Raw genomic sequence first — 20,173 nt, forward strand, 5'->3', positions numbered from 1 at the left:
TTCTTTTTCATCTATTTTCACACTCTGTTGCTAGGGAGAATCCTAAATGACGAAAGTATTTATTTCTCATAAACAAGAAGACTCAGAACAAGCAGTAATAATTGCTAATTATCTCCATAGATTTGGTATAGATTATTACCTAGATGTGTTGGATAACCAATTAAAACTGAGTGGAGATCAGCTAACTAGTCATTTAAGAAGTAAGTTAAGTGAGTGCTCCCACTTACTTGCAGTACTTTCTGATAAAACACAACTTTCATGGTGGGTTCCTTTTGAAATAGGTTTAGCTACTGAAAAAGATTATCCGATAACTAGCTTTGTATCATTCTTGATACGAAGAGATATACCGGAATACTTGTGGAAATGGCCGGTATTAAAATCCAGAGCTGATCTAGATCAGTATATTAGCCTGTTATTGAAAAATAGAAGTGTATTATTAGATGAACAAACGTTTGAGAGAGGCCTATTCGATAGAATTGCTCCAAAAAGTTATGCTGAAGCATTTCATCGCAGTTTAAAAGAACAATTAGGTCAATCAAACTAGTAAGGAACCTTTTGGGAGGGGGGCTTTCACATCAATAAAGTGTATCAAGTAATTACAATTTTGTATTTTCTTATTATTAATTGGTTTGTCAGTCTCCTACCCAAAATAATAATCTTACCTGTATTAATTATCTTTACAACGAATACAACAGTTCTAGAAATTGTTAACTATCTCTGCATAGCAATTGTACTTTTACCACTTATTTTTATTTTTATGAAAAAATCAAACAAACCACTTACCCCTGAAGAGGAGGTTACACCACTTTTTATTAAGTATCCTGAATACGAACAACCTATTAAATCATATTTAGGCGTACTTGGAATTAAAAAGAGGGTGGATTTTTTTATTCGTGAAAGTGCTATTCCTAATGCACATGCATTAGGGAATTTAAAGTACGGTATTGTAATCATAAATGATTCTTTATTATCTTCAGCAAAAAAAGATGTTATTATGGCAGTTGTTTGTCATGAACTGTATCACGTAAAAAATTGGAGCATTCACTTTATTAATTTTGAAATTCAAAAACTAATTCTTTGTTATTATTCCAAGATTTTTGAAGTTATCAATGAAAAAGCTAACCATAGTAGAATTGCTCGATTGCTAACAATAAACCAGCTTACTACGATTTGGGTGTTTACAACATATATTTTTTTATTATATTTATTGATAATTTCCAATTTCTATAGAATGCTTGTAGATGAAGTGTTTGCAGATAAGTTGGCTGTAGACTTAACAAACAGTCGAAGTATTATAAAAGTTTTTAAATATGATAAACAAGAAGATACCTCTTATAATTTTTTTGAGGATGTACTTTTTCATACTCATCTTCCAACAATTCTTCGACATAAACTGGTTAATCTATATTATTACTGGAAATATTTAAGACCGGATTGGGAACGTAATAGATTAGTATTTATTTTAAAGTCGATTGCTGTTGTGATAACTTTTATGATTATAGTAAAAAGTTTGCAGTATGTTATTCCATTAGTATTAAACAGCTTGTTGGATGTTGTAGTAACAAAATGGAATATTCTTTTTAATGGGGATAAATACAAGTCCTTATTCTCATTCGTTGGCATAATTACAGGGGGGGGTGTAATTTGGAATATAGTAAGCTTGTTTAAAGCATTTCGTACAAAAAGGGTTCTGGCTGAAAAATTGAGGGTCACTTCTATTATCTCATTACTTTTGCTTTTTTGCATATCAAGTATTACTTTTATTTTTCCGATTTATAAATCTTTGTTGATACCTACAATATTTTTTGCCTTTATTATGAATATGGTAACTATTTTGTTTAATAAATATTTGGACTGGAAATTAAAAAAATTTTAAAGTGTGGGAACGGGCCCACACTTTTAGCAATTAGAGGGTTAAACTTTGTAGTAATTGGTACACCCCATTGAACCTCTTTAATTTTCCGATCCTTCGACACTATAATTTTCTTAACCATCGTATGCACCAGCTGCTTTTGCTTCCCATGATCAGCCCATTTAAACACATTCCGAAACTCTCTCAGAATACCCTTCAATACCCCAAACGGTATCGGAGCGGCATCACCAGTATGCAATTTCCTCTCGATTTCTGCTTTCCGTACCTGCAACCGTTGTTCCAGTTCCCTTAGCTCTTGCAATCTGGTTTTCAATATTTCAACTTTAAGCATATCGTTTTCGTACAGCGCCATAAACTTGCCCATTTTTGTTTAATATCTGCTAATTACTTGTCCAGATGCTTCAATTCCTGCCCAAGCGGCTCTTTGTCTACTTCCTGTCGCTGCCAAAAGGGATGTACAATTCTTTCACCATCCCCACAAATTATATCACTCAAGTCATGAAGGCTGGTTAGCTGTTTACTAAGCGATGGAGCCTGCAAAAGAGCCGTAGACTGGCATGGGGGTGTGGTAGGCCACACTTGAGAGAAAAGTCGTAGAAAAAGGGGGCTTCCGCATACTTTTCCGGGCCAGACTAACGGATAAGCTCGAAGCACCAACTTAGTAGCAGTATAGACGGATTGTACTTACTTTCATCATCTTCGGTTTAGCATTACTACATAGTTGACTATTGGGCAGGATTCTTCTAAATTCTCTTTTCTAACATGATGAATCTCCGAACTTCGAAGGCTCCCCAAAAAATGATGAACCAATCATGTCACAGATCCACAACCTTCACCATCTTAGTTTATGAATGAATAAACAACGAAGGAAGGTATGTTGGATGAAACGGTTCGAAGTGGCAATCATTGGTGGAGGCATCGCGGGGTTAGTGGCATCGATTGAGCTGGCCCAGGCAGGTAAGTCGGTTGTCCTTTTCGAGAAGTCCAGCCAGCTTGGCGGTCGGGCCATATCTGTCAAGAAAAACGGGGCTGTCTTCGATCTTGGCTCGCATGCAATAATCAAGGGAGGGGCATTGCATGACATCTTTCAAGATTTAGGTATAAGAATGGAAGGAGGCTCTCCCGGGACGAACGTATCCTTCCTATGGAACAATAAGGTAACCCATATGTATCATTTTTTGCTCTCTCGAAAACTGAGATGGTCAGGTAAGATGGAGTTTATGAAGTTTTTAAAACGTTGACAAAATTGGATGCCGATTCAGTGCCGGCGATCAGTCTGAGGAGCTGGGTTGAACAACAATTTAGCGATCCGATGACTCGTCATATCATTTATGCAATGTTTCGGACAAATTCGTACGCACAAGCCATCGATCACCAATTGGCTGGCCCTGCCCTACGTTCCATAGCGCGCACGACCAAAAAGAATAGCATTATCTATATCCAAGATGGCTGGCAAACATTGGTTGACCAGCTTTACGAAAAAGCTGTTCGAGCAGGTGTCTCCATGATTACAGGAAAAAACGTAACGGAAATCAAACATGATGGGGCAGTTCGACAAATAAAGTTTGCTGACGGCCAGGAGGTGGACGTCACGCATGTGATTGCCGCCACCCCACCTGCAGTAACCTCTCGGCTTTTGGGAGATGCGGGTAGTAAATCGGTATTACGCTGGAAAGAACAGGCTCGTGTCATTGAGGCGGCAAGACTGACTTTTTCTTTGAAGAAGCTTTCAGCACCAGATCATTTTGCGGTTTTGGGTCTTGATCAACCCGTGTACTTCATTAATCAATCGAAATTTACGCGACTAAGTGAAGATGGCACTTCGGTAGTGAACATTACCAAAAACAATGGCACTGGCGGAACAGATGCAGAAGCTGACGAACAATTCCTCGAACGAACTTTGGACTTGATCCAACCGGGATGGCGGAAGGAAGTCGTCGCTAGGCAATACCTCCCCAATATTGCGGTAGCCTACGACTTTATGAACGTAGGCAGGGAAGATCGATATCCGGGCCCAGCCGTACCCGAAATTGCGGGGCTTTACGTGGCGGGAGAGTGGGCCACCCATGGAGAAAATTTGGCGGATGCTGCGGCGGCAAGCGGAAGACGAGCGGCACGGCGTGTATTAAAGGATATGGAAGAAGTCCGTAGGTCTGGGCGGGAAACCATCTTGGTGTGAGTGACAGGAGGAAAGTGGGGTCTGTCATCTTGGAAAACATGAAAACGGAGCAACTCTATTCCTTATACAAACCGCTATTGTTCTCCCTTGCTTACCGTATGCTGGGCAGTGTCATGGATGCGGAGGATATTGTCCAGGAAGCCTTTTTAACCTTATATAAATCCAATTCTGACCACATTCAAAATATGAAAGCATACATGTGCAAAATCGTTACGAACCGCTGTCTCGAACTGCTTCGTTCTACGAGAAAACAGCGGGAAGTCTACGTCGGGACATGGCTGCCGGAACCACTCGTGACAACAGCAAGTGATGAAACGGATCCGATGCAATCATACCTACAGAAAGAATCGGTATCGACCGCTTACTTGCTGTTGTTGCAGCAATTATCGTATATGGAGCGAGCCGTATTCTTGCTGCGCGAGGCGATGCAGTACGATTATGAAGAAATTGCCGACATCGTTGGCAAGAGCAGTACTAACTGCCGGCAAATCTTTCATCGAGCGAAACGCAGCCTCGGTGGAAAATTTATACCGGATAACTTGGACCGATTGGATCAGGAGAAAACCACCAACTTGGTGGAGCAATTCATGCATGCTCTTGCTTCAGCTGACGCGTCCCAAGTCTTGAAATTCCTATCGACTGACGCGGTACTTTTCACAGATGGGGGCGGCAAAGTAAAGGCACTGACGCAGCCTCTTCACGGGAACGTACGAATTTCCCACAGTGTAAGCAATTTTTTGGGGAAATGGCCTGGAAGCTTTACTTACCGTTTCGCCATGGTTAATGGCCTGCCTGGAATCGTTGTATACAGGGATGAAAAAACGTGGGCTGTCATTTCATTCAAGTTTCGGGATAGCCGCATCATTCATTTCTACTTTGTTTCAAACCCTGATAAATTGAAACATGTGCATGAGTCAAATGATTTCACATAAAAAAGAAGGGTATTCGGAAATTATAGTGGAAAAGGGCTTATAATTCGCCCTTCTCCAATTTTTCAATCAAGGTGGAAATGTCAATACCACGAAGCTGTTCGCCACACTCATGAACCCCACGGACAGGAGGCGTATTATCGAACATCAGGAAGTTGTTATCTCGGAGTTCGTAGTCATCCATACGCTTTTGATTTTGAGGCTTACGATCCTTTTCAAGCCCCTCTGTAAAGAGAATTTTGGCTCGCAGGGCCTCGAATGAATAGCCCCTACCCAAACGGCTAATGACACGGATAAGGCTGTTCAGAGACTCCGTAAAATCGTTAGTAATGCGGTGATCGAAGTAAGCGAATATCTCCTCGTCCCAATTCATTATGGCCTTTATAAGAGGCTCAAAAGCAGATTGGAGTTCATTCGGTATGTTGGCTTTCCAATCGTTATATTTGATGAATGCCTTTTGTCTTGAATCGCAATCCCAAATATCGAAGAATGATTCCTTCAAGCTATACGCAATACCGAGAGTGGGGTGATTCTTCGTCCATAGATCAAGCGTTATTTTCTCCATCTCTGTAAGCTCTTTATGGCGTTTCTGAAGGATAAATCGGTCGTGCATGAGCCCACGCCGTTCCGTTGGTGATAAATCCTCTCTTAGCTGTTTGCGGATGGTTTCTAACGCTTGGTTCGCCATACGGACAACGTGAAATTTATCGACGATGATCGTAGCCTTTGGCAATATAGCCTTCACAGCCTCTTTATACGGTTTCCTCATACCCATCGTGAAATACTGTATTCGCCCTTTGTTCGGAAGGCGTGAAAGATATCCGACAACGGTTTCCTTATTGGGATTAGGTAGAATGTCCAGTAAAGTTCGTTCTTCAATGTTGGTTAATACGCAACGAGGCTTGATGATATGAATTTCATCGATGCCAAGCCAATTCGGTGTCTCAAACCGAAATATTTCTTCAAGGTGGTTCATGTAATCGTGAAAGATATTGCGGATCGTCTTTTCGTTTAGCCCCACGTCTTCTGAAATACTGACGAATGTACGTGTAAGGCTTTGCTTCTCTATATAGGACAACAATCGCTTTGTACAGTTCCGCTTTTCGTCAATGATGTGGTCCAAGCGTTCCCAAAAGGTCTGAGAGCATTCACGACAACGATACCTCTGACGCTTTATGAGAAGCCCTACACGCTTACCGTGAATAGGTAAATCCATACAAACATGTTCCCTGTTACCGTGCTTGTAGAGGTTCGCTTTGCATCCACAATGAGGGCAAGCTGAAGGTGGAGAGTTCGTCACCACTTGTATAAGAAAATCAAATTCATTCTCACTAATACTTAGGATGTTGAATTTTGGGAGATTTAAAAAATCCATTTGAATTTCTTCTATGCATTTATGATGCATAATCTTTTTTTGTTTTAGAGTCATTAGTCAAAATACCACTTGCTATAAAAGAGAACAACGAACCGGCAAAGCATATAGCCGCAAATATGCCAACGGCGGAAAAACCGTTAAATGTCGCATAAATTAAGCCAGCGAACCAAGAACCGAGCGTTGTCGCAGCGTACATGATCGAACTGGCCAAGCTAGAGATCGTGCCACGAATTGTCGGATTTAATGAATTCAGCATTCCCATGATGAGCGGAAAGACGATGCCCATGTTTGCAAATATGAAAAAGTATACCCCTTCGTAAGACGCAACCGATGGCAGGTGAGGCAAAGCAATAAAACATGCAATAGAGACGAGAATGCCCACAACCATCGTATTGAAACGATTCAACTTTTTGATCACATAAACACCGCTGAAGCTTCCCACGATATTCCCTAGGCCAAGAAAAAACATTACGTACCCCACTTGATCAACCGAAAGATGAAAGCGGTCCGTCATCCATTTTCCAATGAAAGAAAAGGCAGCAAAAAATCCACATTGAAATAAGAAATGAGCCAGGAAAGATCTTCTCGCGATTCGGCTTGTCAATAGCGGGGCGTATCTTTTAAATATCGGGAGCTTGGTTCTTAGGTCTTGTTTCGGTTTCATTTCGGGCAAAGCATAGAAGATGAATATAGCCACCAACAACGAGCATGCACCGATTGTAAAAAAAGGATAAGACCAATGGGTTGCAGCAAGCAAGCCTCCAATCGGTATGCCGAACGCTTGGGAAGCAGCCAAGCCTGCCATTACGATTCCTGACACTTTGGCGGTCTTTGCCACAGGGAACAGAGCAGGTATAGAGGCCCAGACTTGCGGCGCTGTGAATGCTGCGCTGACTCCTGCTAAAAAACGGAATAAAAACATCGTCCAAAATCCTGTCGCAAAGCCGCATAAAATGGTTGAAACCGAGAAGCAAACCATGCCGGAAAACATTACTTTTTTGCGATCCCATCCATCGGAAAGCGGTCCGGCTATCAGAGCAAATATGGCATATCCCAACGCATATGCCCCGACCATCCAACCGGCATACTCGGTCGGGATATGAAACAATTTCTGAAGAGTGGGGATGAGCGGAGAAATCAAAAATGTATCTGTACCGATAACAAACATGATGAGAAAAAATAAGGCTGTTAACTTAATCATGTGATTCATCTTCTCCTATCGATCTTAGTTTCGTTGTAAAACAACTTTTGAACTAATGGAGAAAAAAAAGAATTTCTTTCTACAACGTATCAAGAAATCCCGGCAAGTAAGATTCAAAGGTCTCCATGTCGATACTCGTATACTTCGTTTGGGCTTCTTTTCGTACCTTTATCAATTTCGCCTCCTTTAAAGTACGTAAATGATACGAAGTATTCGACTTCGAAGTATTGCAAATGTCCCCAATTTCTCCGCAATTCATCTCCTTCTTATTGGCGTATAGAACTCGTATGATTTCCAATCTTGTTTCATCAGCTAATGCTTGAAACATTTTGACCCTGTGCTCATGATTAAATGATTTTTGAGTAGTCATAAAACCATTGTACTAAGATGTTGCTACATATCAAGTCTTTAGCAAAATTCCACCATATTCTCCGATTTATAAGTGAGATGTTATGAGTTGGGGACGAAAATGACCAGGCCCGCTTAGCGTGAATTTCCGCTAATGCAGGCCTTTTTTCATTGTACCGAGGTGCATGGAGATTATTAAACTTTAACGAAAGATACCTGAAATCATGCTCATAAAACGCTCATCCGAATTTTCCTCTCTTGCCCGCATTAAAAATTCGGCGTCTTCTCCAGTAAGATATCGGAAACGATCGGTTTGATCCGTCGCCGCTTTATAAATAGTCATAGCGATTTGGTCGGGCGAGGAGACATTCGTCTGAAAGCTTTCCAATTGCTTTTTCACAACCGTTTCGGTATAGGCGCTATAAGCTTCCAGCGTATCGTCCGTTAGAATTTCCAACGATCTTCCTGTAAAGTCCGTGGCTACGTTCCCGGGTTCTACAACTTTTACCCTGATATTATGCGTGGCCAGTTCATAGAATAGCGATTCAGAAAACCCTTCAATGGCAAATTTGCTCGCATGATAAAGGGAAAGGAGCGGGAAGGCGACTCTTCCCCCCACCGAAGAGATGTTGATGATCATTCCTTCCTTGTTTGCTCTGAAGTGAGGAAGAATGGCTTTGGTTGTATGGATAACTCCGAATACATTAACATCAAATTGTTTTTTTATCTGAAGATCGTTCGCAGCTTCGAGAGCGCCAATCGCCGCATATCCGGCATTGTTAAGTAAAACGTCAATTTTGCCGAAATGCTCGATGCCTTTTGAGATGGCTTCCACTATCGTTTCTTTTTCCACGACATCCAATTTCGTGACCAGTACACGTTCCTTATGGTTCAAATCTGTTTCCTTCTCTGGAGAGCGCATGGAAGCAATAACATTCCATCCTTGCTCCGAAAAGTACATTGCAGCTGCTCTTCCTATCCCGGAGGACGCGCCCGTTATTAAAATGGTTTTCATCTTGTTACCTCCCTTGCTTTAAATGGTTACAGGAGGATTATATCCCAATAAAATTACAAAGTAAACTAAATTAATAAAAATAGTTAAGTTAATTCATTTTGTATGAAACGTTTACTCTGATTACGATTGTGTATACTATTACGAGTAGATAGCAAAGGGGGCACTTGTCTATGAGAAAAGCTGTCAGCGCAGATCAATATATCGAGAAAATTAAACCTGTCTTAAGGAGAGTGAAATTCAGCCAACTCAAAATCGATGATATCGCAAAGTATATGGATATCAGTAAAGTGACGTTATACAAGCATTTTTCATCTAAAGATGAGATCATCCATGCAGTTGTGGAGCATTATATTGAATACTTGCAAGAGGCCGATACTTTCGTAAACGACGATTCTTACTCCTTTTTCGAGCGGTTTCAGAAGATTTATGAACAGTCGTTGAAATGCGTCATTTATGTATCCGATCTGTTTTTACAAGATCTCAAAGAATCATATCCGCACTTATTTGATAAACTTACAGTTGCGCAGTACCATCGGAATAAGAATTTACAGGCATTTTTTGAGTCCGGCATGGTGCAGGGGGTTTTTCATCGAATGAACGCTGCGCTATTTATGATTCAAGATGATGCTGTACTGAGACGCATTATGGACCCTTTGTTTTCCATACAGTATGATCTCACTTTAAAACAAGCACTCATTGATTTTTACACATTGAAAAAATTTCAATTGATTAAACCGGAATACCTAGATGACATAGATGATCATATGATTGAAAGTGAAATCGCACAAATTTTACAAACGATCTCCTAATGATGATCATGAAATGAAAAATATTTGGGTTATACGCGATCAATAGTAGGGCGCAATTCTAATGAAAAAAGAAAGGAGCTTCCGCGGTAAACTCCTTTCTCATTTTTTGATTGTGATAGCCTTTAAGGTAAACCGTATCTAAGTGAAGATAATTTTCGAGGGGAGGAGCTCATCTGCACGTCTCCTAAGGGTCTTGGTGCTGGGACAAGTACTTCATGGGAAAAAGTAGCATTCATGAAATTCAAACTCTTCTACCGGTCAATCGCATAGCGCAGTTGAACGACGTCACCGCCGAGGGGCTTGCAGTCTAGCAATTGCACATGTTTATGTCGGTAATTATCTTTGTCAATTAAAAGATTTAATCCTTTACCTTCCAACACAGGGGCAACATTGAAAATCACTTCGTCTACAAGTCCTTGGCTTAAAAACGAATTGTGAATATCCGCGCCGCCGCTAATGAGAGCGGTTTGATGGCCTTTTTGCTGTAAGTAGTTCAAGGCTTCCTGAGGCGATCTCACAACCGTTACGCCGGGGATGTCCTGGATACTCGTGGACATCACAACAATGTCTATCCCCGTGAAAGGGCCGTCTGCGTTTACCTGTTCCTCCTGGGAGACTCTGCTGGGGTCTAGCATTTCCTCAAACGTTCTGCGTCCGACAATGAAATTTCCAGCAGCTTTCGCGTGTGTGGCGAAGTCGTCCAACGCTTCTTTTTTCGGCGGGTTTTCCGGGCTGGATTGGGCATAGTTGCCGTTAGCGGTTAATGTTGCCCATAAAATCGTTTTCATCGTAATACTCCTCCTCATGTTCTACTCTGTATTCTTCGGATGGATGCTGCTATCCGATCCGGACGATCCTCTTGCACATAGTGTGAGGCATCTTCCAGGATCTCGGTTTCGTTCAACGGCAAGTATTTTTGCCATTTGGCCATCTGTTCGAGCGGGAAGCCGGCACTGTCTTTCGTCCCCCACAAAATATGCGCAGGCAAATCAGATAAATTCGACAACTGCGATTCCATATTCGCGAGCCATGTTCGTGCCTTGCGGATCTGCCTGGGAAATATCCATGTCGGGATCCTGGATTTCGGGGTCGGGAACGGGGCGGTATAAGCGTTGCGCAAGCCTTCCGTGACTTTTTCGGCATGGTATATCCCGTGGGGAACAATGACTTTGGCGAAAAAATTGCGCCGTGTCTGAAGCCAATACCCGACGGGCCAGCCCCCCATGGCGATCGAGAACAATTTCATCGGCAAAATTTCCGCTGGCCAAGCCCACGTATTCATCACGACGATGCCTCGCAAGTTATCCCGGTGCCGTACCGCGTAGTTCAGGCCGATCGGACCTCCCCAATCCTGAACGACCAAAATAAAATCCTTTAGATCCAAACGGCGAATCAGATCATGAACGGCTTCTGATTGCTCTTGCGGCGTAAAGCGGTAGCCGTCAGGTGCTTTCGACATACCGAATCCGGGGTAATCTGAGCGATCAGACGGAATTCCCCGCGAAGCTCTTTGATCACATTTCGGTAAAGATATGACCATGTAGGGTTGCCGTGTAAAAGAAGAACCGGCTGTCCCTGCCCTTCATCGAGGTAATGGATGTAACCGTCCCGGTAAGGCAGCCAACGATCGGTGAACGGGTACTCCGTCGGATCTATTGCAAACGGTCTTTTCAAAGAAAGTTCCTCCTTTCTGCTACCCTTTGTCATCTTTTTCCTCCTCTTGATTCACATCGTAATGGAGCTGTGGTACATTTGAAAAGTAGTTACATTTTTGTGCAATAGTTTCAAAAAATGAACTATGGGGTGATCATGATGATGGATCGATCCTGTCCTGGCACCGTTGAACCGATCCTCGAGATCTTGGATGGAAAATGGACGCTTCTTCTCTTGTTTGAACTCTTTAACGGGACCCGACGTTTCGGGGAATTACGCCGCAAGCTGCAACCGATTAGTCCGAAAACGCTGACAGACCGCTTGCGGCTGTTAGAGGAGAAGGGAATCGTCACTCGTACGATTTATCCTGGTGTACCGTTGCATGTCGAATATGAGCTGACAGAGTCTGGGCAAGGTCTGCAGCCCATTTTTGCCGCCATGTGGACGTGGACGCAGGAATACGGCTCCTATCTGCGGAAAGAGCCGAACGAGATGGGGCAAGAAACAGAAAAGTTGGTGTGATTATTTTGTGAGGCTGTGGCTAGAAGGTGTAAAAATAGTTATGCGGAGTTCGGGAAAGTTATGGTTTGAACAAAGAAAGGGCCATCCTAACAAGGATGGCCTTTAAACTTGCGGTTACAGACAGGCGGGGAGCCGTATCTTAGAAAACGATGCCCGACTATCTCCTCAACCAGTGATAATAGAAGAGGGTAAAGCTCTGGGTAAACAAATAAATCGGAAACGAGTAATACAGCTGATAGCCGTTTTTATAAGTAAGGGCCCCCACATAGGTAGCGACTCCTTCCAGGCAAACCGCAAAAAAAGACCATCCAATCGTATAAAGAACGGTCCGGTACCTGCGGAATTGAAAATGCTCATACAAATAAATAAACAGATAGGGAAACGGGGCGAAGGACAGATACATTAGCAAATCCATCAACGTATACCTGGGGATATGGAACGTATCATAAAAATTCAGCTTATGGCCACCGATGGAATAGTCGTAAATGGTGTCTACGGTGTAACCCAAAAGGAATAACAGAAAGGTAATCTTCCTTGGGAATTTCTTTGGAAGCAGTAACGTTGAGAATCCCAAAAGAAGTAAGCAGTAAATAAAAATGGATTCTTTTGCGAGATAATTGTCGCTGAAAAAGACCATGAAGTTACTCCTCTTTACAAGTAAATTGTCGAAACCAACGTAATAGGAAGTAGGATATGATTTGTACAAAAAAGTAAAAGAACATGGAGTAGAGGTAGTTCCATTTTTGATAATAGTAAACATGGAGTTTGATACTTGCCCATTCAACCAGGAATAGAAAGCAATAAAGGATGATAGTCACTCTTTTTTTCTTGAAGAAAGAGATCGGGGAAAGCCACACACTCAGACCCATCATGATGGAAAATGGAATGATGACGGTACGAAAAAGCAGAAAAGAAAAGTAATTGGCCAGTGGAGAAGCAAGCTCAATGAATTTTAACTCTTCAATGAAAATCCAGGAGCCATTACAAATGAACAGGACAATGACGCAAAATAAGAATGCCTTCTCCTCTTTCTTGAGTACTGACGGAAGCATGATGGACAACATCATGACCAACCAAGTTAAGGATGAGAATACAACTAGTACCATGTAGGATGATTTCCCCTGTTTTTTGATTGATTACTAAAAGTATGTGTAAGTGTCCAATTGCTTAGTCTAAAGGGTTGTCTTTACTAGCGAGGCTTACCAGTCCTGAATCCTGCCTCTCTCCTCAGATCATGCATAAGTCATAGCAACACAAGGCAAAATGGAAAAGGAGAACGTGGACAGACAGGTTGATTGGAGCGGAGAGTATAGTACAATAAAATGGGCGAGAGACAGGACGCTTTTGCCTAACATGTAAGGATGATCGTTGTTGGATGAAAAAGCGATCCAATTGGAAATGGCCAGCCATGCGGGAAGGTTGCTTCGAGAAGCGTTTGGGAAAGGGCCTCAGTATATTCATGTAAGCATCCGACGGCCATTTGTCGTGTTTTACATGCGGGGTTTATTGTCGCCGACAGAAAAGATCCTTCTTGAGCAAGATCAAGTTTTTTCGATTATGCAGACAAGAGACTTGCTGATGAAGTCGCTCATCCCAGAAATGAAAGCATATACGTCACTGGTTGCGGGAATGAATCTTCGGGAATTTTACTACGACTGGGGATTGCATAATCACTCCGGAGTCTTCGTAGGGATCGAATCCGATGAAGGCAACTTGGAAACCATCCGACAAGAAGGGTACTTCGGAAAAGAAGAACTTCACCAGGAAATCAGCAATATCAGTCATCAGGTAGAAAAAGTTCCGGAAGACTTATACTCTTGCATGATCAATGACCGGACACTTTTAGTGATCCGAAATGGTATCTTGATCCGGATCGAAAAAGAATTGATTCGGCTGGGAAATGAGGAAACTTTGAAACTGGCCAAACGGAATTTGGAAAAAAGGCATCTGCATAACAATTATCATTTTGAACGTATTTTACATACGAAAATTATTGATGTTTTTGCGGACTGGGACTTTCAGCTGGATAAAAGCGTTTTCGTTTTTGTGTTAAACCCGAGTCAATAGTTGGCAGCAATGAGCCAGAGAGGAAGCTGGACATAAGCCTAAGTAAAAGTTGTGAATGGCAACTTTTATTTAGGCTTTATTTATTTTTTAGGATCATGTCAAACAGGAGTGGTTGATTTGAAGCTGGAGTACACAGAAAATCAGGATTTTCTCCAATTCTATACTGCGAATCAAGATGCATTCTACGAATTGCTTACCTTGCAAGGGAGAAAGTTTATCCAAAAAATGGAGGGCCCAGAGAAGATCGACCTTGAATTCATCCTTACACCGACGCGCAAAGTGGTGCTTTTGCTTAACGAAAGAAATGAACACGGCTTGATTATGCATGCGAAGGAACACGGGGAGAGATGGGCAAGGAATAATCTGGACTTGCTGATCAAGCTCGAATGGATTCAAATGTTGCGTATCACATATTGGGAGTTTCTCTTTCATTACTATAAAAATATCGAACTAAGCCGATTTGAGTTTTTTCAACTGGAGCATCAAGTGAACTTCAATCTTGACACTTACTTGAAACATTTTGCATCCAGCTATTCCATGTATAAAAATGAGGTTCTCCAATCCCAACGTGAAGTGATTGCGGATCTATCTGTACCTGTTATTCCCCTTTCCGATCATGTAGCCTTACTCCCGATTGTCGGAACCTTGGACACGCTCCGGGCTAAGAAAATACAGGAACATGTTTTACTCCGGATTTATCAGTTGAAAATACAAACCATCATTATGGACTTATCAAGCGTTACCAACATCGATACGGCGATTGTGCCCCATCTGTTTACTTTTGTGAACGGAGTTGCTCTCCAGGGATGCAAAGCGGTTATCACCGGAATCCGCCCTGAAATCACGAAAGCCATACTGGAATTAGGCATTTCGTTACATGAAAAGGTAGAGACGAGAGGGACATTACAGCAAGCATTTGCGGAATATGTCAAATAGCCTGTATTCCCTTATAGCACTGCGGTAAGCCATACGTTGTGGAACGTATTAACCTACCGTTTTCATCTTGCTTAATTTGAATAAAATGATAAAATAGGTTTGGGCATGGGATATGATTGCTTTTGCCTTACGTAATAACGTGTGGGAAAACCACAAATGTATTTCATTATTTACAGTTGGCAGTAATGAACCAGAGATAGCGCTGGACATAAGCCTAAATAAAAGTTGCTTTGGCAAACTTTTATTTAGGCTTTTTTTATTTGTTCGAGTAAATGGACGTTTCCTTGTTGTTCGACAAGGCATCAATTATCAATCTAGGAGGTCATGGTAGTTGGTAGGCTTCCTTCGCATACAAGCTAAGATGAATGCGAATGGAATCGTTTCGGAGGATGTACAATGGTGTAATCCTATCAATTAAGGTAAAACCGCGTGTGTTTACCTAGACTGAGGATGAATTTTATTGACAATTTATGAACCCCATTTCCAGAATGAAATTGCAAGCCATATCGGAAAATTGCTCAGAGACGCTTTTGGGAAAGGTCCACAATCCATCTATGTAAGTATCCATCACCCTTTTATTGTCATTTATTTGCGAAACTTTGTGACGCCCATGGAAAAAATACTCCTGAAGCAGGGGCAGATCAGCCATATACAAACAACAAGAGACTTGGTGATGAAGTCGTTAATTCCTGAAATGAAGGCGTATTTGCTGCGATTAACAGGAATGGACATTTCGGAGTTTTATTATGATTGGGAATTACATAATCACTCGGGTATTTTCGTAGGGCGGCAATCAGATGAGTCCAGATTGGTATTCGGACTACAGGAGAGGTATGAAGGAAAAGAGGAACTTCATCATGAGATCGAAAATATCAGCCAACAGGTCCAAAAAAGACCGGACCACCTATATTCCTACATAATCAATAAAAGAACACTTCTGGTTGTAAGAAGCGGCATCCTTATCGACTTAAGTACGGAATTGATTCGACTTGGAGGGGAAGAAAAGGTAAGACAAGCCGTAAACAATCTCGAAAAACGGTATTTGCGGAATAACAATCGTTTCCAAACAATATTAAACACGAATATTGATGATGTGTTTGTCGATTGGGATTTTCAACGGGATCGGAGCGTAATTGTCTTTATTTTGCGCCCGAAAATATGAGAGTACCGTAAAAATCCAAGCAATCGAGCTAAACCCATCAGGTGGATAGATTCAATGTCTTTTCCGTGTACACCAGCCCGGTTCCATTTTGGGGGACCGGGTTTTTTGGTAGACAAGAATTTATAAAAATTCTTGTCTATATAAGTGCAACTAATGCTCCGCCAAAGGCTTGGCGAAGCCAAGTTTTCTAAATGCCATCATCTATAAGCATTCCTTATGATTGGCATAACTGATGCTAATTGCTCGTATTCGCCTATTTGTGAGATAGTTATAAAAAACTAAGTTGATCAAATTACTCGGAATAATTTGTCCTGTGCGAGGTGCATATCGTTGGTACTTAAGGTGACAGACAGTCCTTTCAGTCAGGAACAAGTGGAGCTCCTGAATCGGCTCTTGCCCACGCTGACAGAGGTGCAAAAGGTTTGGCTGAGCGGATATCTGGCGGCTCTTGCCAAAACGGAAACACCGGTGGCCGCTGCGCCACAAGCTGCGCCAGTCATTTCCAAAGAGGTGACGGTGCTTTTCGGTTCCCAATCCGGAAACAGCCAAAAGCTGGCCAAGAAGCTGTCCGGAAAGCTCCAGGAGCAGGGCTTCCAGGTAGCGCTCTCCTCCATGAGCGACTTTAAAACGAATACGTTGAAAAAGGTGCAAAACTTGGCTCTCGTGGTCAGTACACACGGGGAAGGCGAGCCGCCGGACAACGCTCTCTCATTCCATGAATTCCTGCACAGCAAAAGAGCGCCGCAATTGGAGGGGCTGCGTTTCTCCGTACTGGCTCTGGGAGATACCTCGTATGAATTTTTCTGTCAGACCGGAAAGGACTTCGACAAGCGGCTGGAAGATCTTGGCGGCAAGCGTCTAACTCCGCGTGTCGATTGTGATGTAGATTTCGAAGAGTCAGCTACAGAGTGGATGAATCAAGTCCTGGCTAGCCTCAGTGAAGCGTCGGCCTCACAGGTTCCTGCAAGCGTCGGAGGCTCGGCGATCGCAAGTGGTACGGAGACTGAATATTCACGCGCCAATCCGTTTCAAGCTACAGTGCTCGAAAACTTGAATCTGAACGGACGCGGGTCGGATCGGGAAACTCGTCACTTGGAACTCTCCTTGGAGGGATCCAATCTCTACTATGAACCAGGTGACTGTCTGGGAGTCTATCCCCAGAATCATCCCCGCCTCGTCCAAGAACTGATCGAAGCGATGGGCTGGAAACCGGAAGAGCTCGTACCGGTCAATAAGAACGGAGAAGAGCGGCCTTTAGAAGAGGCGCTTGCTAGCCATTATGAGATCACGGTTCTGACAAAGCCCCTCCTGGAACAAGCGGTGAAGCTTGCTACCGGAAACGGGCTACAGCCGTTGCTTGCAGAAGGACGGGAGCAGGAGCTTCGGGAGTATATCCGTAATCGGGATTTGCTGGATCTGGTGCAAGACTACGGTCTAAAAGGTGTATCTGCAAAAGAATTCGTTTCCATCCTCAGAAAGCTGCCGCCTCGTCTCTATTCGATTTCCAGCAGCTTGAAAGCCTACCCGGACGAGGTGCATCTGACCATTCGCAAGGTGCAATATGAGGCGCATGGACGTGAGCGGTACGGCGTCTGTTCGAGCTATGTCGCCGATCGTCTGGAAGCGGGGGATACGCTGCCGGTATTTGTCCAGCACAACCCGAACTTTAAGCTTCCACAGAACCCGGACACACCGCTGATCATGATCGGGCCGGGTACCGGTGTCGCTCCGTTCCGCTCCTTCCTGGGAGAACGTCAGGAGACTGGGGCGAGCGGCAAGACGTGGCTATTCTACGGCGATCAGCATTTCTCCACGGACTTCCTCTACCAGACCGAATGGCAGCGTTGGCTCAAAGAGGGTGTCCTGACACGCATGGATGTCGCCTTCTCTCGTGATACGGCGCAAAAAGTGTACGTCCAGCACCGGATGCTGGAGAAGAGCAAGGAGCTCTACCTATGGCTGCAGGACGGGGCACACGTATACGTATGCGGAGACGAGAAGAGAATGGCGCACGACGTTCACGCTGCACTGGTCACCATCCTCCAGCAAGAGGGCGGACTTGGCGCGGAGGAAGCGGTTGAGTATTTGAAACGGATGCAGCAGGAAAAACGTTACCAACGAGATGTCTACTGAGTTCAGATAAAGAAAAGCGAGAGGAGATAGAAGCATGTCCGAAAATCATTTGCTTTCGCCAAACAGTGCTCCTCACAGCGATGTAGAGGAGATTAAAAAACGAAGCAATTACCTGCGGGGAAGCTTGGCGGAGACACTGGAAGACCGGATTACGGGGTCCATCCCCGAGGACGATAACCGATTGATGAAATTCCATGGAAGCTACATGCAGGATGACCGGGATCTCCGCAATGAACGGAATAAACAGAAGCTGGAGCCGGCCTATCAATTCATGGTGCGTGTGCGGGCAGCCGGGGGGATCGTCACGCCGGAGCAATGGCTCACGATCGACCGCATCGCCCAGCAATTGGCCAATGGGACGATCCGCCTGACGACCCGTCAATCGTTCCAGCTGCACGGCGTGATCAAGTGGAATATGAAGAGTGTGATCCAGGAAGTAAACGAAGCCTTGCTATCCACACTGGCTGCTTGCGGGGACGTGAACCGCAACGTCATGTGCAACCCGAATCCGTATCAGTCGGAAGTCCATGAAGAGGTTTATGAATGGGCTAAAAAAGTAAGCAATCATCTTGATCCCCGGACCCGTGCCTATCATGAAATCTGGCTGGACGAAGAGAAGGTTGTCGACAGCCGGGACGGGATCGAGGAAGAACCGATCTACGGGCCTGTCTATCTGCCGCGCAAGTTCAAGATCGGCATCGCGGTACCGCCTGCCAATGAAGTAGACGTCTTCTCCCAGGACTTGGGGTTCATTGCCATCCATGAGGGCGGACGGCTATTGGGCTTCAATGTAGCCGTTGGCGGCGGAATGGGAATGAGCCACGGCGATCCGAAGACCTATCCTCAGGTGGGACGGGTGATTGGCTTCATCACGCCGGAGCAAATCGTGGATGTCGCCGAGAAGACGGTCACGATCCAGAGAGACTACGGAGATCGCGCAGTGAGGAAGCATGCCCGATTCAAATATACGATTGATGACCGCGGCATCGAATGGTTCATCGATGAGCTCGAGCAGCGTCTGGGCTGGAAGCTGCAGGAAACGCGTCCTTACCATTTCGATCATAATGGCGATCGCTACGGCTGGGTGAAAGGAAGCAACGATCAGTGGCATTATACGGTGTTTATCCAAAATGGCCGAGTGAAGGACGAGGATAATTACCCCCTGATGACAGGCTTACGGGAAATTGCCAAAGTGCATACGGGGGATTTCCGCCTGACGCCGAATCAGAACCTCATCATCGGGAATGTAACCAGTGAGAAGAAGCAGGAAATCGAACAACTCATTCAAGCATACGGGCTAAACGATGGAACCGCCTATTCCGCGCTGCGGAGAAACTCGATGGCCTGTGTGGCTTTGCCGACTTGCGGACTGGCGATGGCGGAGTCGGAACGTTACCTGCCTACGCTGCTGGATAAGATCGAGTTGATCTTGGATGAGGCGGGTCTGCGCGAAGAGGAGATCGTCATCCGGATGACAGGATGTCCAAATGGCTGCGCCCGACCAGCATTGGCGGAGATTGCGTTTATCGGGAAAGCGGTCGGCAAATACAACATGTATTTGGGCGGCGGCTTCGCGGGAAATCGCTTGAACAAGCTGTACCGTGAAAACATCGGCGAGGCAGAAATCCTGGAGGAGCTGCGGCCGATCTTGAACCGGTATGCCAAGGAACGTCAGGAAGGCGAACATTTCGGTGATTTCGTCATTCGCGCGGGGTATGTGAAAGAAGTTCGTTCGGGACTCGATTTTCACGAGTAGTTTGATATAGAAGATAGAGAGAAGGTCATCCCCTCCGGATGGCCTTTTTCATTCGGTTCGCTGTCCGGAGCAGCCATACACTCTTCCAGAAAAGTAGGATTTTGAGGTGCAGCTGGCAGTTCCCCGTCTGCATGCAAGCTGATTCGATACAGGTTGCGGTAAATCATGGAACCCTGCATACCTTTTAGGACATGCAGGTTCCTTCTCCATCCTTT

Annotated in this window: 22 protein-coding genes; 12 read left to right on the top strand and 10 right to left on the bottom strand. The window is 44.1% G+C overall.

What is annotated here, in order from left to right; genetic code table 11:
* The first annotated feature begins 46 nt into the window (after positions 1-46).
* Both EIZ37_RS05720 and EIZ37_RS05725 read left to right on the top strand, forming a co-directional pair.
* Positions 47-544: a toll/interleukin-1 receptor domain-containing protein gene (locus EIZ37_RS05720; protein WP_134683626.1), complete on the top strand. Its 498-nt coding sequence runs from the start codon at positions 47-49 to the stop codon at positions 542-544.
* 39 nt (positions 545-583) lie between these two features.
* Positions 584-1,876, top strand: a complete 1,293-nt coding sequence (locus EIZ37_RS05725; RefSeq protein ID WP_134683627.1) for a M48 family metalloprotease — start codon at positions 584-586, stop codon at positions 1,874-1,876.
* Here EIZ37_RS05725 and EIZ37_RS05730 read toward each other — a convergent pair.
* Entirely contained in the window at positions 1,839-2,237 is a 399-nt protein-coding gene (locus EIZ37_RS05730; RefSeq protein ID WP_134683628.1) for a hypothetical protein, read from the bottom strand. The two genes, EIZ37_RS05725 and EIZ37_RS05730, sit on opposite strands and share 38 nt — an antisense overlap.
* Positions 2,238-2,754: 517 nt before the next feature.
* Here EIZ37_RS05730 and EIZ37_RS26515 point away from each other — a divergent pair.
* Genes EIZ37_RS26515 through EIZ37_RS05745 form a run of 3 tightly spaced genes read left to right on the top strand, consistent with a single transcriptional unit; the run spans position 2,755 to position 4,984 of the window.
* Entirely contained in the window at positions 2,755-3,114 is a 360-nt protein-coding gene (locus EIZ37_RS26515; RefSeq protein WP_167568687.1) for an FAD-dependent oxidoreductase, read from the top strand.
* A complete protein-coding gene (locus EIZ37_RS05740; RefSeq protein ID WP_134683630.1) occupies positions 3,111-4,052 on the top strand; it encodes an FAD-dependent oxidoreductase in 942 nt (313 codons plus the stop codon). The genes EIZ37_RS26515 and EIZ37_RS05740 overlap by 4 nt, the downstream gene beginning before the upstream one ends.
* A gap of 38 nt (positions 4,053-4,090) precedes the next feature.
* A complete protein-coding gene (locus tag EIZ37_RS05745) occupies positions 4,091-4,984 on the top strand; it encodes an RNA polymerase sigma-70 factor (protein WP_134683831.1) in 894 nt (297 codons plus the stop codon).
* 37 nt (positions 4,985-5,021) lie between these two features.
* Here the strand turns inward: EIZ37_RS05745 and EIZ37_RS05750 are convergent, their stop codons facing one another.
* The 4 genes from EIZ37_RS05750 to EIZ37_RS05765 all read right to left on the bottom strand — a co-directional run bounded on the left by EIZ37_RS05750 (position 5,022) and on the right by EIZ37_RS05765 (position 8,920).
* Positions 5,022-6,356 (bottom strand): ISL3 family transposase, encoded by a 1,335-nt coding sequence (locus EIZ37_RS05750; RefSeq protein WP_134683631.1) that lies wholly within the window; start codon positions 6,354-6,356, stop codon positions 5,022-5,024.
* Between the two features lie 19 nt (positions 6,357-6,375).
* Positions 6,376-7,557 (bottom strand): MFS transporter, encoded by a 1,182-nt coding sequence (locus tag EIZ37_RS05755; protein WP_134683632.1) that lies wholly within the window; start codon positions 7,555-7,557, stop codon positions 6,376-6,378.
* Positions 7,558-7,636: 79 nt separating this feature from the next.
* Positions 7,637-7,927, bottom strand: coding sequence for an ArsR/SmtB family transcription factor (locus EIZ37_RS05760; protein WP_134683633.1), 291 nt, complete (start codon positions 7,925-7,927; stop codon positions 7,637-7,639).
* A 180-nt stretch (positions 7,928-8,107) separates the two neighbouring features.
* Entirely contained in the window at positions 8,108-8,920 is an 813-nt protein-coding gene (locus EIZ37_RS05765) for an SDR family oxidoreductase (protein WP_134683634.1), read from the bottom strand.
* A 170-nt stretch (positions 8,921-9,090) separates the two neighbouring features.
* Here EIZ37_RS05765 and EIZ37_RS05770 point away from each other — a divergent pair, with 170 nt between their 5' ends.
* Positions 9,091-9,729, top strand: a complete 639-nt coding sequence (locus EIZ37_RS05770; protein ID WP_134683635.1) for a TetR/AcrR family transcriptional regulator — start codon at positions 9,091-9,093, stop codon at positions 9,727-9,729.
* A gap of 251 nt (positions 9,730-9,980) precedes the next feature.
* On the opposite strand, the gene EIZ37_RS05775 is transcribed toward EIZ37_RS05770, so the two are convergent.
* The 3 genes from EIZ37_RS05775 to EIZ37_RS26315 are packed head-to-tail and all read right to left on the bottom strand — an operon-like array spanning position 9,981 to position 11,403.
* Positions 9,981-10,517 (bottom strand): dihydrofolate reductase family protein, encoded by a 537-nt coding sequence (locus EIZ37_RS05775; RefSeq protein ID WP_134683636.1) that lies wholly within the window; start codon positions 10,515-10,517, stop codon positions 9,981-9,983.
* Between the two features lie 14 nt (positions 10,518-10,531).
* Positions 10,532-11,188, bottom strand: a complete 657-nt coding sequence (locus EIZ37_RS05780) for an alpha/beta fold hydrolase (protein ID WP_235827894.1) — start codon at positions 11,186-11,188, stop codon at positions 10,532-10,534.
* A complete protein-coding gene (locus EIZ37_RS26315) occupies positions 11,122-11,403 on the bottom strand; it encodes a hypothetical protein (RefSeq protein WP_235827895.1) in 282 nt (93 codons plus the stop codon). Before EIZ37_RS26315 ends, EIZ37_RS05780 begins: the two co-directional genes overlap by 67 nt.
* 138 nt (positions 11,404-11,541) lie before the next feature.
* Here EIZ37_RS26315 and EIZ37_RS05785 point away from each other — a divergent pair, with 138 nt between their 5' ends.
* Positions 11,542-11,904, top strand: coding sequence for a winged helix-turn-helix transcriptional regulator (locus EIZ37_RS05785; RefSeq protein ID WP_134683832.1), 363 nt, complete (start codon positions 11,542-11,544; stop codon positions 11,902-11,904).
* 157 nt (positions 11,905-12,061) lie between these two features.
* On the opposite strand, the gene EIZ37_RS05790 is transcribed toward EIZ37_RS05785, so the two are convergent.
* Positions 12,062-12,541 carry a hypothetical protein gene (locus tag EIZ37_RS05790; RefSeq protein WP_134683637.1) on the bottom strand — a complete coding sequence of 160 codons (480 nt, stop codon included), beginning with the start codon at positions 12,539-12,541 and terminating at the stop codon, positions 12,062-12,064.
* A gap of 734 nt (positions 12,542-13,275) precedes the next feature.
* Here EIZ37_RS05790 and EIZ37_RS05795 point away from each other — a divergent pair.
* The 5 genes from EIZ37_RS05795 to cysI all read left to right on the top strand — a co-directional run bounded on the left by EIZ37_RS05795 (position 13,276) and on the right by cysI (position 19,958).
* Positions 13,276-13,971 carry a Na-translocating system protein MpsC family protein gene (locus EIZ37_RS05795; protein WP_235827896.1) on the top strand — a complete coding sequence of 232 codons (696 nt, stop codon included), beginning with the start codon at positions 13,276-13,278 and terminating at the stop codon, positions 13,969-13,971.
* 117 nt (positions 13,972-14,088) lie between these two features.
* Positions 14,089-14,907, top strand: coding sequence for an STAS domain-containing protein (locus tag EIZ37_RS05800; RefSeq protein WP_134683638.1), 819 nt, complete (start codon positions 14,089-14,091; stop codon positions 14,905-14,907).
* Positions 14,908-15,367: 460 nt separating this feature from the next.
* Entirely contained in the window at positions 15,368-16,069 is a 702-nt protein-coding gene (locus EIZ37_RS05805) for a DUF2294 domain-containing protein (protein WP_235827897.1), read from the top strand.
* Between the two features lie 330 nt (positions 16,070-16,399).
* Positions 16,400-18,202, top strand: a complete 1,803-nt coding sequence (locus tag EIZ37_RS05810; protein ID WP_134683639.1) for an assimilatory sulfite reductase (NADPH) flavoprotein subunit — start codon at positions 16,400-16,402, stop codon at positions 18,200-18,202.
* A 34-nt stretch (positions 18,203-18,236) separates the two neighbouring features.
* A complete protein-coding gene (gene cysI / locus EIZ37_RS05815; protein ID WP_134683640.1) occupies positions 18,237-19,958 on the top strand; it encodes an assimilatory sulfite reductase (NADPH) hemoprotein subunit in 1,722 nt (573 codons plus the stop codon).
* Here the strand turns inward: cysI and EIZ37_RS25860 are convergent.
* Positions 19,949-20,125 (bottom strand): hypothetical protein, encoded by a 177-nt coding sequence (locus EIZ37_RS25860; protein WP_167568689.1) that lies wholly within the window; start codon positions 20,123-20,125, stop codon positions 19,949-19,951. The genes cysI and EIZ37_RS25860 overlap by 10 nt on opposite strands.
* Positions 20,126-20,173: the final 48 nt, after the last annotated feature.

The organism is Brevibacillus migulae (assembly GCF_004521915.1).
Classification (GTDB): Bacteria; Bacillota; Bacilli; order Brevibacillales; family Brevibacillaceae; genus Brevibacillus_F; species Brevibacillus_F migulae.

Bases quoted from the DNA above. Each gene is read 5' to 3' on its own strand.
- EIZ37_RS05720 (WP_134683626.1), top strand. From the start codon at position 47: ATGACGAAAGTATTTATTTCTCATAAACAAGAAGACTCAGAACAAGCA.
- EIZ37_RS05750 (WP_134683631.1), bottom strand. From the start codon at position 6,356: ATGGATTTTTTAAATCTCCCAAAATTCAACATCCTAAGTATTAGTGAG.
- EIZ37_RS05770 (WP_134683635.1), top strand. From the start codon at position 9,091: ATGAGAAAAGCTGTCAGCGCAGATCAATATATCGAGAAAATTAAACCT.
- EIZ37_RS05745 (WP_134683831.1), top strand. From the start codon at position 4,091: ATGAAAACGGAGCAACTCTATTCCTTATACAAACCGCTATTGTTCTCC.
- EIZ37_RS05790 (WP_134683637.1), bottom strand. From the start codon at position 12,541: ATGGTCTTTTTCAGCGACAATTATCTCGCAAAAGAATCCATTTTTATT.
- EIZ37_RS05755 (WP_134683632.1), bottom strand. From the start codon at position 7,557: ATGATTAAGTTAACAGCCTTATTTTTTCTCATCATGTTTGTTATCGGT.
- EIZ37_RS05760 (WP_134683633.1), bottom strand. From the start codon at position 7,927: ATGACTACTCAAAAATCATTTAATCATGAGCACAGGGTCAAAATGTTT.
- EIZ37_RS05730 (WP_134683628.1), bottom strand. From the start codon at position 2,237: ATGGGCAAGTTTATGGCGCTGTACGAAAACGATATGCTTAAAGTTGAA.
- cysI (WP_134683640.1), top strand. From the start codon at position 18,237: ATGTCCGAAAATCATTTGCTTTCGCCAAACAGTGCTCCTCACAGCGAT.
- EIZ37_RS26515 (WP_167568687.1), top strand. From the start codon at position 2,755: ATGAAACGGTTCGAAGTGGCAATCATTGGTGGAGGCATCGCGGGGTTA.
- EIZ37_RS25860 (WP_167568689.1), bottom strand. From the start codon at position 20,125: ATGATTTACCGCAACCTGTATCGAATCAGCTTGCATGCAGACGGGGAA.
- EIZ37_RS05780 (WP_235827894.1), bottom strand. From the start codon at position 11,188: ATGTCGAAAGCACCTGACGGCTACCGCTTTACGCCGCAAGAGCAATCA.
- EIZ37_RS05785 (WP_134683832.1), top strand. From the start codon at position 11,542: ATGATGGATCGATCCTGTCCTGGCACCGTTGAACCGATCCTCGAGATC.
- EIZ37_RS05765 (WP_134683634.1), bottom strand. From the start codon at position 8,920: ATGAAAACCATTTTAATAACGGGCGCGTCCTCCGGGATAGGAAGAGCA.
- EIZ37_RS05775 (WP_134683636.1), bottom strand. From the start codon at position 10,517: ATGAAAACGATTTTATGGGCAACATTAACCGCTAACGGCAACTATGCC.